The 13,356-nt window shown below is 56.7% G+C and carries 12 protein-coding genes; 3 read left to right on the top strand and 9 right to left on the bottom strand.

The window, feature by feature from the left end; all coding sequences use genetic code 11:
* Nucleotides 1-754: 754 nt before the first annotated feature.
* Nucleotides 755-1,477, top strand: a complete 723-nt coding sequence (locus tag N7268_RS12725) for an ABC transporter ATP-binding protein (protein ID WP_260863194.1) — start codon at nucleotides 755-757, stop codon at nucleotides 1,475-1,477.
* Here the strand turns inward: N7268_RS12725 and bioD are convergent.
* The 4 genes from bioD to bioB are packed head-to-tail and all read right to left on the bottom strand — an operon-like array spanning nucleotide 1,443 to nucleotide 5,067.
* Nucleotides 1,443-2,141 carry a dethiobiotin synthase gene (gene bioD, locus N7268_RS12720; RefSeq protein ID WP_260863193.1) on the bottom strand — a complete coding sequence of 233 codons (699 nt, stop codon included), beginning with the start codon at nucleotides 2,139-2,141 and terminating at the stop codon, nucleotides 1,443-1,445. The two genes, N7268_RS12725 and bioD, sit on opposite strands and share 35 nt — an antisense overlap.
* Entirely contained in the window at nucleotides 2,095-2,889 is a 795-nt protein-coding gene (gene bioC / locus N7268_RS12715; RefSeq protein ID WP_260863192.1) for a malonyl-ACP O-methyltransferase BioC, read from the bottom strand. The genes bioD and bioC overlap by 47 nt, the downstream gene beginning before the upstream one ends.
* A complete protein-coding gene (bioF, locus tag N7268_RS12710; RefSeq protein ID WP_260863191.1) occupies nucleotides 2,876-4,030 on the bottom strand; it encodes an 8-amino-7-oxononanoate synthase in 1,155 nt (384 codons plus the stop codon). Before bioF ends, bioC begins: the two co-directional genes overlap by 14 nt.
* Nucleotides 4,027-5,067 (bottom strand): biotin synthase BioB, encoded by a 1,041-nt coding sequence (bioB, locus tag N7268_RS12705; protein WP_198904826.1) that lies wholly within the window; start codon nucleotides 5,065-5,067, stop codon nucleotides 4,027-4,029. Before bioB ends, bioF begins: the two co-directional genes overlap by 4 nt.
* Before the next feature lie 76 nt (nucleotides 5,068-5,143).
* On the opposite strand from bioB, the gene bioA reads away from it, so the two are divergent.
* Both bioA and N7268_RS12695 read left to right on the top strand, forming a co-directional pair.
* Nucleotides 5,144-6,433, top strand: a complete 1,290-nt coding sequence (gene bioA / locus N7268_RS12700) for an adenosylmethionine--8-amino-7-oxononanoate transaminase (protein WP_260863190.1) — start codon at nucleotides 5,144-5,146, stop codon at nucleotides 6,431-6,433.
* Between the two features lie 57 nt (nucleotides 6,434-6,490).
* Nucleotides 6,491-6,967, top strand: a complete 477-nt coding sequence (locus tag N7268_RS12695; protein ID WP_260863189.1) for a kinase inhibitor — start codon at nucleotides 6,491-6,493, stop codon at nucleotides 6,965-6,967.
* 40 nt (nucleotides 6,968-7,007) lie between these two features.
* Here the strand turns inward: N7268_RS12695 and hutH are convergent, their stop codons facing one another.
* From hutH to hutI, 5 genes are all read right to left on the bottom strand, one after another.
* On the bottom strand, nucleotides 7,008-8,528 hold the full coding sequence (gene hutH, locus N7268_RS12690) for a histidine ammonia-lyase (protein WP_260863188.1): 1,521 nt from the start codon (nucleotides 8,526-8,528) through the stop codon (nucleotides 7,008-7,010).
* Between the two features lies 1 nt (nucleotide 8,529).
* Nucleotides 8,530-10,215 (bottom strand): urocanate hydratase, encoded by a 1,686-nt coding sequence (hutU, locus tag N7268_RS12685; RefSeq protein ID WP_198904830.1) that lies wholly within the window; start codon nucleotides 10,213-10,215, stop codon nucleotides 8,530-8,532.
* 138 nt (nucleotides 10,216-10,353) lie between these two features.
* Nucleotides 10,354-11,079 carry a histidine utilization repressor gene (locus N7268_RS12680; protein ID WP_260863187.1) on the bottom strand — a complete coding sequence of 242 codons (726 nt, stop codon included), beginning with the start codon at nucleotides 11,077-11,079 and terminating at the stop codon, nucleotides 10,354-10,356.
* Nucleotides 11,080-11,135: 56 nt separating this feature from the next.
* On the bottom strand, nucleotides 11,136-12,077 hold the full coding sequence (hutG, locus tag N7268_RS12675) for a formimidoylglutamase (RefSeq protein WP_260863186.1): 942 nt from the start codon (nucleotides 12,075-12,077) through the stop codon (nucleotides 11,136-11,138).
* Entirely contained in the window at nucleotides 12,074-13,297 is a 1,224-nt protein-coding gene (gene hutI, locus N7268_RS12670; protein ID WP_260863185.1) for an imidazolonepropionase, read from the bottom strand. Before hutI ends, hutG begins: the two co-directional genes overlap by 4 nt.
* Between the last annotated feature and the right edge of the window lie 59 nt (nucleotides 13,298-13,356).

Genomic DNA, 13,356 nt, shown 5'->3' with positions numbered 1-13,356 from the left:
GCAATGGGCGGGCAGGTGTGTAATTTTACTCGCAGTGGTATATTTTGCCAGTAAAATATACTGGATGAAAAAACAGTAACACGCCAGAATATTTCTGTTACGCCATGAGAAACCCCGTCACTACGGGTGAAAATTTCGGCACCGGCGAGATAAAACACCAGCAAAAATGTGTTATCCCCAGACCTATGACTTTTTTAACATTTGTCAAGCGACCCGATGAAAGTTTTGTGGCAATACATGACACTTCTGCGACAGCCATTGCTTTTATCTAACCACCTGTATTTTAATGACTATTCTTTTGAGCCGTCTTTCGCACCAATTTAGTCGCAGGCCGCGTCTTCTCTCGCTTACATTGTGTTTTCTAACTCTAATGCACAAGGTTATCCACAGGAATAGTGGATAACTGTCTGCAGCCCGTGCTGACTGCCGCCTGGCAAAAACACGCCTCAGCCCTTTTTGGGTGGCGTAAAAAAAAATTATCGCTATTTTTTGATATTTATCAGCTAACGAAGCGGCATGTCGCCGCCGAGATCTTGCTCGCATTTTCACCATTTTGTTGTCTGCACCACCATGATGCCCGGAAGCACTGACACTGTGCGCACATGGGCCAGAAATCGTGCCCGCCCGTGAAATAACACCGCGCAGATGATGTATGCCGCTGTTTTGCTTCCGGGTTCCTCTTCTGGCAAGGGATTTGCACTTTTCTACCGACACTCGGCCCGTGAGGCGGATAACATCATGTTGGAGAAAAACCATGTTGAGTCTTCGCGCAGTGAATCACTATTACGGCAACCAGCACTCGCTTTGGAATGTGGATCTCGACCTGCCGCCCGGTAAGTGTACCGGGGTACTGGGGCTGCCAGGGATGGGAAAGACCACTCTGATCAATTGCATCACCGGTCATTTACCGATCGAAAGCGGCACGATGTTCTGGCATCAGGCCGGTGCACCGCCGTGCGATCTGCGGCCCATGCCGGCGGCAAATCGCACCGCGTTGGGTATTGGCTATGTGTCGCAAGAGCGGCGAATATTTTCGCAACTGACAGTTGAGGAAAATCTGCATATTGCGCGAAAAGCGGTTGGGGGTTGCGAGGCGATGAGCAGCAGCGATATATACCGTCTCTTTCCCCAGCTGTACGTTCTGCGTGGTCATAAAAGCGCTACGCTGTCGGATGATAATCAGCACCAGCTGGCGCTCGCCAGCGCTCTGGCTACGCGTCCGCGTCTGCTGATCCTTGATGAACCCACGCGCGGGACAGGTCAGGCGTATATCCACAAATTAGGCAATCTGATTGTACGGTTGAGCCAGGAACTGGGTATCGCGATTATGCTTGCGGAGCAAAGTCTGCCCTTTATTCGTCGGGTCGCCGACTGTTATTGCCTGTTACACCGCGGGCGTAATGTTGCCCAGGGCGCGATGGCGCAGTTCAGCGACCCACTGATTAACGGCTGGGTGCCGCCAGAGACAGAGCGCTGAGATCGAGATAATGGCCTGTTGATGCCTGCTCTGGCGCTTCCGCCAGCCAGGGGATCTCTCCCAGCAAGGGCGCCGGGAGAGAACGCGTCAACGTCGCCATGTATTCAGCATGACGTTTACCCGGTGGCATCACATCATTGGCGACCCATCCGGCCAACGTCAGCCCGGCCTGCTGCACCGCCTGCGCAGTCAGGATAGCATGGTTGATACAACCCAGCTTGACGCCAACCACCAGAATGACCGGTAATTGTTCAGCTTGCACCCAGTCAGAAAAACTCAGCGTCGGTGAAAGCGGGGTGAACCACCCGCCAGCCCCTTCCACCAGAACCCAGTCGGCCTGCGCTTCCAGCGCGCGTAACCCGGCAGACATCACCGGAGCCAGAATCGGCCTTCCTTCGTCCGCACTGATGATGTGTGGCGACGTCGGTTCAGCAAAGGTGTAGGGATTGATATCCGCATAGTCTACGGCCAGTGTACTGTTGCGCTGCAAAGCCAGCGCATCACTGTTACGCAACCCCTCGGGGGTCATTTCACTGCCCGACGCCACCGGCTTATAACCGACAGTCCGGTACCCTGACTTGCCGGCGGCCTGTAACAGTGCGCAGCTGGCGATCGTTTTACCGACCTCGGTGTCCGTCCCGGTGACAAAATAGGTTTTGGTCACGTTGAATTACTCCCAAAAAAAGATGATAAGTCAGCGGGTATTTCCCCTGCTGCTGGGGCCAGGCTAACTGTAACTGATGCAACTGTGAGCGGGTCAACACACGCGGTTCGCGTCCTTGATGCAAGTGTGTCGCGCCGATACCTTTGAGCGAGCGCATGGCGCTTAGCGCGTCGTCAAACCACAGCGTCACGGCATGCAGATGATACGTAACATTCCCCCCCTGCAGAGCGGTTTCCAGTTGCTCTACGGGCAGAAAATGGTTGGCATGCGCCCGGTCATCCACCGCCTGCCATGCCTGATGCAATTCGGGCAAAGAACCGTGCGCCAGCGTGCTAAACGCCACCGTTCCGCCAGGGCGCACGACCCGGTAAAGCTCGCCTAACGCGCTACGTAAATCCGCGCACCACTGTACGGCCAGATTACTCCAGGCCAGATCGAAGGTGGCCGTGGCTTGCGGAATCGCTTCGATGTCCGCCATCAGGTAGTGCTGGGCAACATTTTGCCGTTGCGCTTCCGCCAGCATTTGTGCAGAAAGATCGAGCGCGGTGACATCGCTTCCCTGCTCCCGCCAGTAGCGGCTCATTCGCCCGGGCCCACAACCGGCATCCAGCACCTGCGCATATTGCCGACCGGCCAGCAGCGCCAGCAATGCATCGGCACTCTGGCGCTGTAACTCAGCGTGTTGCTCATATTGGGAAGCCGCGCGTCCGAATGCGGCGGCAATGGCTTGCTTATCAACCTGCGCCATTCAGCACCTCCAGCAAACGATCGATATCCTGGGTTTCGTGCGCCTGCGTTAGCGTGAGCCGCAGTCTGGCCGTGCCGACCGGGACGGTAGGCGGACGGATTGCCGTCACCCAACATCCCTGCTGACGGAGGGTATCCGCCAGGCGTAATGCGTGTTGATTGTCGCCAACGATCAGCGGTTGAATGGCGCTATCTGAGTTCGCCAGCGTGAGAGATCGGGTATTGATGCCCGCGCGAAAACGCTGAATCAACATCGCCAGTTTTGCTCTGCGCTCATCGCCTTCGTGACTGCGAATCACCGCCAGCGAAGCGCGCAATGCCTGCGCCTGCGCCGGAGGCATACTGGTGCTGTAAATCAGATGACGGGCAAACTGCAGCAAATAATCCGCCACGCTGTCTGAACAGAGGATCGCCGCTCCGCTGACGCCAAATCCTTTCCCGAACGTCACCACCAGCAGCTCGGGCTTGACCTGCTGTTGCCAGCACGAACCCCGCCCTTCCTCACCGGTCACGCCAATACCGTGCGCATCATCCACCAGCAACCAGGCATTGTGCTGTTGCGCCATCGCGTGGATTTCCGCCAGCGGTGCGCTATCACCATCCATGCTGAACACACCTTCGGTCACCACCAGTTGCTGCCCCGGACAGGGGGTAGCCAGCAGGCGGGCCAGATGCTGCGAATCATTATGGCTAAAGCGACGCAGTGTCGCCGGGCTCAGACTGGCCGCTTCCAGCAGCGAAGCATGGCTGAGCCGGTCGGCGACAATTCGGTCATCTTTCTCCATCAGCGCGGCAATCACCGCCTGATTAGCGGCAAAGCCGGAGATGAACAGCAGCGCGCGCGAATAACCCAGCCACTGCGCCAGCTCCTCTTCCAGCGCCTGGTGCGCGATGGAATAACCGCTAACGTGACCGGAACCACCACTGCCGACGCCAAAACGTTCAGCGCCCTGCTGCCATGCGCAGATAATCTGCGGATGGTGGCTTAAACCGAGATAATCATTGCTGGAAAAATTCAGATACTGACAGCCATCGGCCTGCAACCAGCGCCCGGCACCCAGCGTCACCGGGTAACGACGGCGCAAGGCATCAGCAGAACGACGCGCCGCCAGCGCATCGTCTATTTTTTTCTGCCAGGTCATACCGTCGCCGCGTTGTAGTAATCGTCGGTATCCGGCGTGCGCAGAGCTTGCTCCAGACGCTGTTGTTGTTCGTTATCACCCGCCAGTACGGCCGTTTGCTGCGGATTAAGACCCAATTTGCGAAACAGCAGCAGATCTTTATCCTCGTTCGGGTTCGGCGTGGTCAGCAGCTTGCAGCCGTAGAAAATGGAGTTAGCGCCAGCCATAAAACACATCGCCTGCGTCTGCTCGTTCATCTGCTCACGGCCTGCAGAAAGACGCACGTGCGAGGTCGGCATCATGATCCGCGCCACGGCGATGGTGCGAATGAAATCAAACGCATCCACATCGTCGTTATCCGCCAGCGGCGTTCCCTTCACCTTCACCAGCATGTTGATGGGCACGCTTTCCGGCGGCGTGGGTAAATTAGCCAACTGCAGCAGCAACCCGGCGCGATCGGTGACCGTTTCCCCCAGGCCCACGATACCGCCAGAACACACTTTAATCCCGGCCTCACGCACGTTCTCCAGCGTATCAAGGCGCTCCTGATACGTACGCGTCGTGATGATATTGCCGTAGAATTCCGGCGAGGTGTCGAGGTTATGGTTGTAATAGTCCAGCCCTGCACTGGCGAGCCGTTGCGCCTGTGTTTCGTTGAGTGTGCCCAGCGTCATACAGGCCTCCAGCCCCAGCTCTTTCACCCCTTGAACCATCTGTTCCAGATACGGCATATCACGCTCATGCGGATTCTTCCACGCTGCGCCCATGCAGAAACGCGTTGAGCCAGCTTGCTTCGCCTTACGCGCGGAGTCCAGAACCTGCTCCACTTCCATTAACCGCTCAGTTTCCAGACCGGTTTTATAGCGGGAACTTTGCGGGCAGTATTTGCAGTCTTCCGGACAGGCGCCGGTTTTAATCGACAGCAGCGTACTGACCTGAATCTGTTGGGGGTCAAAGTGCTGGCGATGGATCTGTTGCGCTTCAAACAGCAGATCCAGCAAGGGTTTTTCAAATAATTCGGTGACTTGCGACATTGTCCAGCGAGGAGAGTGAGCCATATTGGTATACGTTTCGTTGTCAGTTTCGTGTAGACTCGTAAACCTAAATCTTTTTAATTTGGTTTACAAGTCGATTATGACAACGGACGATCTTGCTTTTGACCAACGCCACATCTGGCACCCTTACACTTCCATGACATCTCCGCTACCTGTTTATCCGGTGGCGCGCGCTGAAGGCTGCGAACTGATTTTATCCAGCGGTGAAAGGCTGGTTGACGGCATGTCGTCCTGGTGGGCGGCGATCCACGGTTACAATCACCCGCACCTGAACGCGGCAATGAAAACACAGATCGACGACATGTCGCATGTGATGTTTGGCGGTATTACCCATGCCCCGGCCATCGCATTGTGCCGTCAACTGGTGGCGATGACGCCAGCACCGCTGGAATGCGTTTTCCTCGCCGATTCCGGTTCCGTTGCCGTGGAAGTGGCAATGAAAATGGCGCTGCAGTACTGGCAGGCTAAGGGCGAATCACGCCAACGTTTTCTCACCTTCCGCAATGGCTATCATGGCGATACTTTTGGCGCGATGTCAGTGTGCGACCCTGACAACTCAATGCACAGTCTGTGGAAAGGTTATCTGCCGGAAAACCTGTTCGCTCCCGCCCCGCAAAGCCGAATGGACGGCGAGTGGGACGAGCTGGACATGGTGCCGTTTGCCCGTTTGATGGCCGCACATCGCCACGAGATTGCGGCCGTTATCCTCGAGCCGATTGTGCAGGGGGCTGGCGGCATGCGTATGTACCATCCCGAGTGGTTAAAGCGTATTCGCAAGATGTGCGACCGCGAAGGCATTCTGCTAATCGCCGATGAAATAGCCACCGGATTTGGTCGTACCGGCAAGTTGTTTGCCTGTGAACACGCCGATATCACACCGGATATTTTGTGCCTTGGCAAAGCGTTAACCGGTGGGACCATGACCCTTTCGGCCACGCTAACCACTCGCCTCGTGGCTGAAACCATCAGTAACGGCGAGGCCGCTTGCTTTATGCACGGCCCAACGTTCATGGGAAATCCACTGGCGTGCGCCGTTGCTTCTGCCAGCCTCTCGTTGCTCGAAACGGGCGATTGGCGTGCGCAAGTCGCCGCTATCGAAACACAATTACGTCGTGAACTGACGCCCGCTGTGGATTCGCCTTATGTCGCCGACGTGCGCGTTCTCGGCGCAATCGGTGTAGTAGAAACCACGCGTCCGGTGAAGATGGCGGCGTTGCAGAAGTTCTTTGTCGATCAGGGTGTATGGATCCGGCCGTTTGGCAAACTCATCTATCTGATGCCACCGTACATTATTCACCCCGACCAGCTTCAACGACTGACGCAGGCCGTGAACGAGGCTGTGCGCAATGAAACATTTTTTAGCGAATAATCGGCGGTAAGCTATGCGGTTTCTGGCTACACTTTTTGGCTAACGAGAGGAGTCAGCATGAAACTAATCAGTAACGATCTGCGCGACGGGGATAAACTCCCTCATCGCCATGTCTTTAACGGGATGGGGTATGACGGGGACAATATCTCCCCGCATCTGGCATGGGACGATGTCCCTGCCGGAACCAAAAGCTTTGTGGTGACCTGTTACGATCCCGATGCGCCAACCGGCTCTGGCTGGTGGCACTGGGTGGTGGTTAACCTGCCTGCGGATACCCGCGTTCTGACACAAGGGTTCGGCTCAGGCCTGGTGGCTCTGCCGGATGGCGTCATTCAGACCCGTACGGACTTTGGTAAAGCAGGTTATGGCGGCGCGGCGCCCCCGAAAGGCGAAACTCATCGCTATATTTTTACGGTTCATGCGCTGGATGTGGAACGCATTGACGTCGATGAAGACGCTAGCGGCGCGATGGTAGGATTTAACGTCCATTTCCACTCGCTCGCCAGCGCGTCGATTACAGCGATGTTCAGTTAACGACTGTGCCGGATAAGCGCCAGCGCCATCCGGCATTTTCTTACAGAAACTCAGGGACCAGCTTCAGCAGCGTCCCCTGCGCTAACAACGCCGTCGCACACGCGATATCCGGGGCAAAAAAGCGATCCTGGGTATAGTGAGGAACCTCTTCACGCAATGCCTGACGCGCCTGCTCCAGCAGCGGGCTTGAGGTTAACCCTTCTCGCAGATCAATGCCCTGGCAGGCCGCCAGCCACTCAACGGCAATGACGCCGCGCGTATTGGCTGCCATTTCCCACAGTCGACGACCGGCGGCAGGCGCCATTGAAACATGATCTTCCTGGTTAGCCGAGGTCGGTAAACTGTCCACGCTGTGCGGGTGCGCCAGCGCTTTGTTTTCGCTCGCCAGCGCGGCTGCGGTCACCTGAGCAATCATAAAGCCGGAGTTCACTCCGCCATTTTTGACCAGGAAAGGCGGTAGCTGGGACATGTGTTTATCCATCATCAGCGCGATACGCCGCTCCGATAACGCGCCGATTTCCGCAATAGCCAGCGCCAGGTTGTCCGCCGCCATCGCGACCGGTTCAGCGTGGAAGTTGCCGCCAGAAATCACATCCCCTTCTTCAGCAAACACCAGCGGGTTGTCTGAAACCGCGTTGGCCTCCACCAGCAGCACATCCATGACCTGGCGTAACTGCGTCAGACACGCGCCCATCACCTGTGGCTGGCAGCGCAGCGAATACGGATCCTGCACTTTTTCGCAATTATGGTGCGATTGCGAAAGCGCACTGGAATCGGTTAACACATGGCGATAAAGAGACGCGGCATCAATTTGCCCACGCTGTCCACGCGCAGCATGAATACGGGCATCAAACGGACGGCGGGAACCGAGCACCGCTTCCGTCGTCAGCGCTCCGCACACCGTCGCTGAGGCAAACAGCTCTTGTGCCTCAATCAAGCCACGCAGGGCAAACGCGGTGGAAGCCTGCGTACCATTCAGCAGCGCCAGCCCTTCTTTCGCCTCCAGCGTAATCGGCGCCAGCCCGGCCTTCTTCAGCGCCTCTGTCGCCGGAAGCCATTCTCCCTGCCAGCGAGCCTTACCCTCGCCTAACAAGGTGAGCGACATATGCGCCAGCGGCGCCAGATCGCCTGAAGCGCCCACCGAGCCTTTTGCCGGGATCAGCGGGTAGACCCCGGCATTCACCAGTGCGATCAGCGCTTCAATCACGCTCAGACGGATACCAGAGAAACCGCGCGCCAGGCTGTTAATCTTCAGCACCATAATCAGACGCACCATCGCATCATCCAGCGGCTCGCCAACCCCTGCAGCATGCGAAAGCACCAGCGAGCGCTGGAGATTTTGCAGATCTTCTGCCGCGATTCGGGTCTGTGCCAACAGACCAAATCCGGTATTAATGCCGTAGGCCGTGCGTCCTTCAGCCACAATGTTACTGACGCAGGCCACACTGGCATTAATGGCATCGATCGCGCCAGCATCCAGACTCAGCTGGACAGGCTGCTGCCAGATCTCGCGTAGCTGTGCAAAGCTCAGGTGGCCAGGTGTTAAGGTAAGCATGTTCATATCAGCATTTCCCCTGAGTCGCGGCAATCATCGGCAAATTTAACCCTTGTTCAACGGCGCATTCCACCGCAATGTCATACCCGGCATCGGCATGGCGCATCACGCCTGTCGCCGGATCATTATGCAATACCCGGGCGATACGCGCGGCGGCTTCATCGGTACCGTCGCAGACAATCACCATCCCGGCATGTTGGGAGAAGCCCATACCCACACCACCGCCGTGATGCAGTGATACCCAGGTCGCACCGCTGGCCGTATTCAAGAGTGCGTTCAGCAGCGGCCAGTCGGAGACCGCGTCTGAACCGTCGCGCATGGCTTCCGTTTCACGGTTTGGGCTGGCAACAGAGCCAGAGTCCAGATGGTCACGGCCGATAACGATAGGCGCAGACACTTCACCGCGACGTACCATCTCGTTAAACGCCAGCCCCAGTTTTTGTCGCCACTCCAGTCCGACCCAGCAAATTCGCGCCGGTAAGCCCTGGAAGTTAATCCGCTCACGCGCCATATCCAGCCAGTGATGCAGATGCTTATCATCGGCTACAATTTCTTTTACTTTGGCATCGGTCTTATAAATATCCTGCGCATCGCCTGAGAGCGCGACCCAGCGGAACGGGCCAATACCGCGGCAGAACAGTGGACGAATATAAGCCGGGACAAATCCCGGGAAATCAAAGGCGTTTTCTACGCCCATCTCTTTTGCCATCTGGCGAATGTTATTGCCGTAATCAAACGTGGGGACGCCCATCTTGCTGAAAGCCAGCATCGCCTGCACGTGTGCCGCCATCGACTGTTTCGCAGCCTGGACCGTGCCCTGCGGGTCGGATACCGCTTTTGCCTGATACTCTTCCCAACGCCAGCCGGACGGCAGATACCCGTGCAGCGGGTCGTGGGCGCTGGTCTGGTCGGTGACCATATCCGGGCGGACACCGCGCTTCACCAACTCCGGCACAATGTCAGCCGCATTCGCGCACAGCGCAATGGACACCGCTTTCCCCTCACGGGTGTACTTTTCGATACGCGCCAGCGCATCATCAAGCGTTGTCGCCTGCTCGTCCACGTAACGGGTACGCAGACGGAAATCGATACGGCTTTGCTGGCATTCGATATTCAGAGAACATGCGCCCGCCAGCGTCGCAGCTAACGGTTGTGCCCCACCCATTCCCCCAAGCCCGGCGGTCAGCACCCAGCGACCGCTCAGGTTACCCTGATAATGCTGGCGTCCGGCCTCCACGAAGGTTTCATAGGTGCCCTGCACGATGCCCTGACTGCCGATGTAGATCCAGCTTCCGGCAGTCATCTGGCCATACATCGCCAGCCCCTTCGCATCCAGCTCGTTGAAGTGTTCCCAGGTCGCCCAGTGCGGCACCAGGTTTGAGTTAGCAATTAAGACGCGGGGTGCATTTTCATGCGTTTTGAACACGCCAACCGGTTTACCGGACTGCACCAACAGCGTTTCATCGGCTTCCAGTTTCGTCAGCGCCTTAATGATGGCGTCATAGCATTCCCAGTCACGCGCAGCGCGTCCGATCCCGCCGTATACCACCAGCTCATGGGGGTTTTCCGCGACATCGGGATCAAGGTTGTTCATAAGCATGCGCAGCGGCGCTTCAGTCAGCCAGCTTTTGGCTGTTAAGGTCGTCCCTCTTGGGGCACGAATATCCTGCTGACGATACTTGCTTTGGGACATGGTCAAACACTCCTCACAAACGATCGGACAGATGAGTAACATATACTTGTCTATACAAGCGACCGCAAGGATGCGTTTAACAATTAAGATACATTTTTGTTATATTGCGTCAGCAATCACGGTTTTGATGTCCCGGTATCAGGACATAAAACGGCCCTGCAAACGATAGCGGGAGCCCGGGAAAAGCAAGTGGGCATGAGAGACAATATGCGACGCAGACCAGGTTCGACGGCGAATAAGCAGGCAGGGATCGTGTTCTTTGATGTTCAGTAGCGCGCACTCTTCCGCACTGGCGCGTACGGCTTCCACAATATGCTCACCTTCCGTCAGCGGTGCGATGAGCGATAAGTACGCGTGCGGGGTGGTCTGACTGTAATCCTGCGACAAATACTCCGGCACAATTTCCGCATTCACGCAGCGATCTTCAATCTGCACCGGCAGCTCGTTTTCATAATGCACCATCACCGAGTGAAAAATAGACGTCCCTTCGGTGACGTTCAACGCCGCCGCCTGGAGTGCATTCGCCCGCGTTCTTTCCAGTGTCAGGACCTCGCAGCGGTGCTGGTGCTGGCGAGCAATGATTTCATCCGCAATGCTGCGAATCTCGAACAATGCAGACTGACCTTTTGGCTCAGCAACAAATGTGCCGACCCCCTGCAAACGCACCAGTAAACCTTCGTCTGTCAGCTCACGCAGCGCGCGGTTGATCGTCATACGGCTAAAACCATACTGCGCCACCAGCTCGGCTTCCGAGGGGATGCGGTCATGCGCTTGCCAGACACCGCTGGCAATCTTGTCGCTAATCTCCTGTTTCACCTTTTCGTAGAAAGGAGCCGGAGCCGAACGGGAGCGGGATGGGAGCATGCGTAAGCCTTCCTTAAGCAGAGAATTTTCGTTGCCGAATAGCGCCATCAGGCATGTCAGTGCCACCAGTGCGCAATTTGCCAGCCAAGCCGCGCCGCAACGCGCGCCGCCATGCCATGATCGTCAAAACGGGGGTTGAATTCAACCATGTCCACTGCCTGTAATTTGCCGCTGCGACAAAGCGGTTCAATCAGCCCCAACAGCGTTGCCAGTGGTACACCCAGTGCAGCCGGTGCGGAGACTGCCGGCATTTCCCAGACCGGTAAAACGTCGAGATCAATTGTCAGATAGAGAATATCCATGTTGGCGGCAAACTGCGCTAACTGTGTCTGCGCCTGATGACAATGCAGATCTTCCACCACGGTAACGCCGCGCCGCTGCGCTTCATCCCACAGCGCCTGGGTGTTTGCCGCCCGACTGACGCCTACGCAGGCATAATGAAATTCGCGCTGCTGTTCTTCACAGAGTTGCGCCAGTTGGCGAAATGGCGTCCCGGAAGTGGCCTGATCGGCATGACGTAAATCCAGATGCGCATCGAGGTTCACAATACCGACTTTTGAGCGTGGAAAAGCATCCAGTACGCCCGCGCCGTGAGCGAAGGCAGTTTCATGTCCACCGCCCAACACAAAGGTGCGCATTTCTGCCTGCTGGCAGCGTTTTACCGCACTGCGTAGCGCCTGCTGTGCCCCTTCAAGATCGGGCGCCTGCGCCACAATATTGCCCAGATCGACCAACCTGTTGTGGCCGTCGTGACTGGCTAAGTTCGCCAGCGCTTTACGCAATGCATCCGGCGCCCCAGCCGCGCCTGTGCGTCCCTGATTGCGTTTTACGCCTTCATCGCAGGCGAATCCGAGCAGCGCTATCTGTTCGCGATACCGTTCAGGGGTAAATGCCGGGCTAAGCGTGATGGTCTGAAACAGACGCAGCGCATTCGAAGACTCGGCGCTGTCATCGCGTCCCTGCCAGAGCGTGGGGGCGGCGGGTTGCCAGTTGATCATGATATCTGCCCTCTGAATATGCGTTGATAAAGCGGGTTGCGGCCTGGCTCATAGAGAATTTCGACCGGCAGCTCCGCATCCCAGACAACAAAGTCAGCCACGAATCCTGTCTTCAGTTGTCCGTGGGTCATGTGACGGCCAAGCGCGCGAGCCGCATGACGGGTTACGCCAGCCCACGCTTCTTCCGGCGTTAAGCCAAACTGTACGCAGGCCATGTTCATCGCCCAGTGCAGACTGATAAATGGGCTGGTGCCCGGATTGAAATCCGTCGCCACTGCCATCGGTACCTGATAGCGGCGCATCAGTTCCACCGGCGGGCGCTGTTTCTCTTTAAGGAAATAAAAGGCGCCTGGCAGCAGCACGCCGACCGTGCCGCTTTGACACATTGCCGCCACCCCGGCTTCATCCAGGTATTCAATATGATCGGCCGACAAGCCGTGATAGCGACTCACCAGCTGCGCGCCACCGAGTAACGACAACTGCTCTACATGGCCTTTAACCGGGATGCCCAGCGCCTGGGCTGCCTGAAATACCCGTTCACTCTGCGCCAACGTAAACCCGACGCTTTCACAAAACAGATCGACGGCCTCAAACAGACCTTTTTCCCACAACTGCGGCAAAATGGTCTCGCACACCAGCGTAATATAGCCGTCAGGATCGTCACGATATTCCCCAGGTGTGGCATGTGCAGCCAACAGTGTCGGCGTGATTTCGATGCTATTTTCCGCCGCCAGCGCAGACGCCGCGCGTAATATCTTCTCTTCTGTCTCCAGATCCAGACCGTAGCCGGATTTAATCTCCAGCAGCGTGACACCTTCTTTTATCAGTCGCGCCATACGAGCATGCGCCACCTGAAAAAGCTGCTCGTCAGACGCGCGACGTGTCGCCGCAACCGTGGCATTAATGCCTCCGCCCTGGGCGCTAATTTGCTGATAAGACACGCCGTTGAGCCGTTGTTCCCATTCGCCCGCGCGATTACCACCAAAAATCAGATGGGTATGGCAGTCAATCAAGCCAGGGGTAATCAGCCGGCCCTGCATATCAAAGGTATTATCGTGTGTGAGGTACAACGAGGATTCAGGCACGATATCCCGAATCTTCCCCTGACGGATAACCAGCGCATGACCGTCTACCAGTCCATACGGGGTATTACGTTCAGGATCCATGGTCGCCAGGCGGACGTTACGCCAGATCGCATCATCAGGGTAAAATTGCTGCATTCCACTCACCACTTGTCATAGGTTGTATAGACATTTATTTTTGATTCTGCGGATGTTGT

Origin of the sequence: Citrobacter sp. Marseille-Q6884 (assembly GCF_945906775.1) — a bacterium.
Taxonomy (GTDB): Bacteria; Pseudomonadota; Gammaproteobacteria; order Enterobacterales; family Enterobacteriaceae; genus Citrobacter.
The sequence above is the reverse complement of the archived record's forward strand: the minus strand, read 5'-3'. Positions and strand labels throughout refer to the sequence as shown.

Coding starts and splice junctions, on each gene's coding strand:
- hutH (WP_260863188.1), bottom strand. CDS start 8,528: ATGAACATGCTTACCTTAACACCTGGCCACCTGAGCTTTGCACAGCTA.
- N7268_RS12725 (WP_260863194.1), top strand. CDS start 755: ATGTTGAGTCTTCGCGCAGTGAATCACTATTACGGCAACCAGCACTCG.
- bioA (WP_260863190.1), top strand. CDS start 5,144: ATGACAACGGACGATCTTGCTTTTGACCAACGCCACATCTGGCACCCT.
- hutG (WP_260863186.1), bottom strand. CDS start 12,077: ATGATCAACTGGCAACCCGCCGCCCCCACGCTCTGGCAGGGACGCGAT.
- bioF (WP_260863191.1), bottom strand. CDS start 4,030: ATGACCTGGCAGAAAAAAATAGACGATGCGCTGGCGGCGCGTCGTTCT.
- bioC (WP_260863192.1), bottom strand. CDS start 2,889: ATGGCGCAGGTTGATAAGCAAGCCATTGCCGCCGCATTCGGACGCGCG.
- bioB (WP_198904826.1), bottom strand. CDS start 5,067: ATGGCTCACTCTCCTCGCTGGACAATGTCGCAAGTCACCGAATTATTT.
- hutU (WP_198904830.1), bottom strand. CDS start 10,215: ATGTCCCAAAGCAAGTATCGTCAGCAGGATATTCGTGCCCCAAGAGGG.
- N7268_RS12695 (WP_260863189.1), top strand. CDS start 6,491: ATGAAACTAATCAGTAACGATCTGCGCGACGGGGATAAACTCCCTCAT.
- N7268_RS12680 (WP_260863187.1), bottom strand. CDS start 11,079: ATGCTCCCATCCCGCTCCCGTTCGGCTCCGGCTCCTTTCTACGAAAAG.
- hutI (WP_260863185.1), bottom strand. CDS start 13,297: ATGCAGCAATTTTACCCTGATGATGCGATCTGGCGTAACGTCCGCCTG.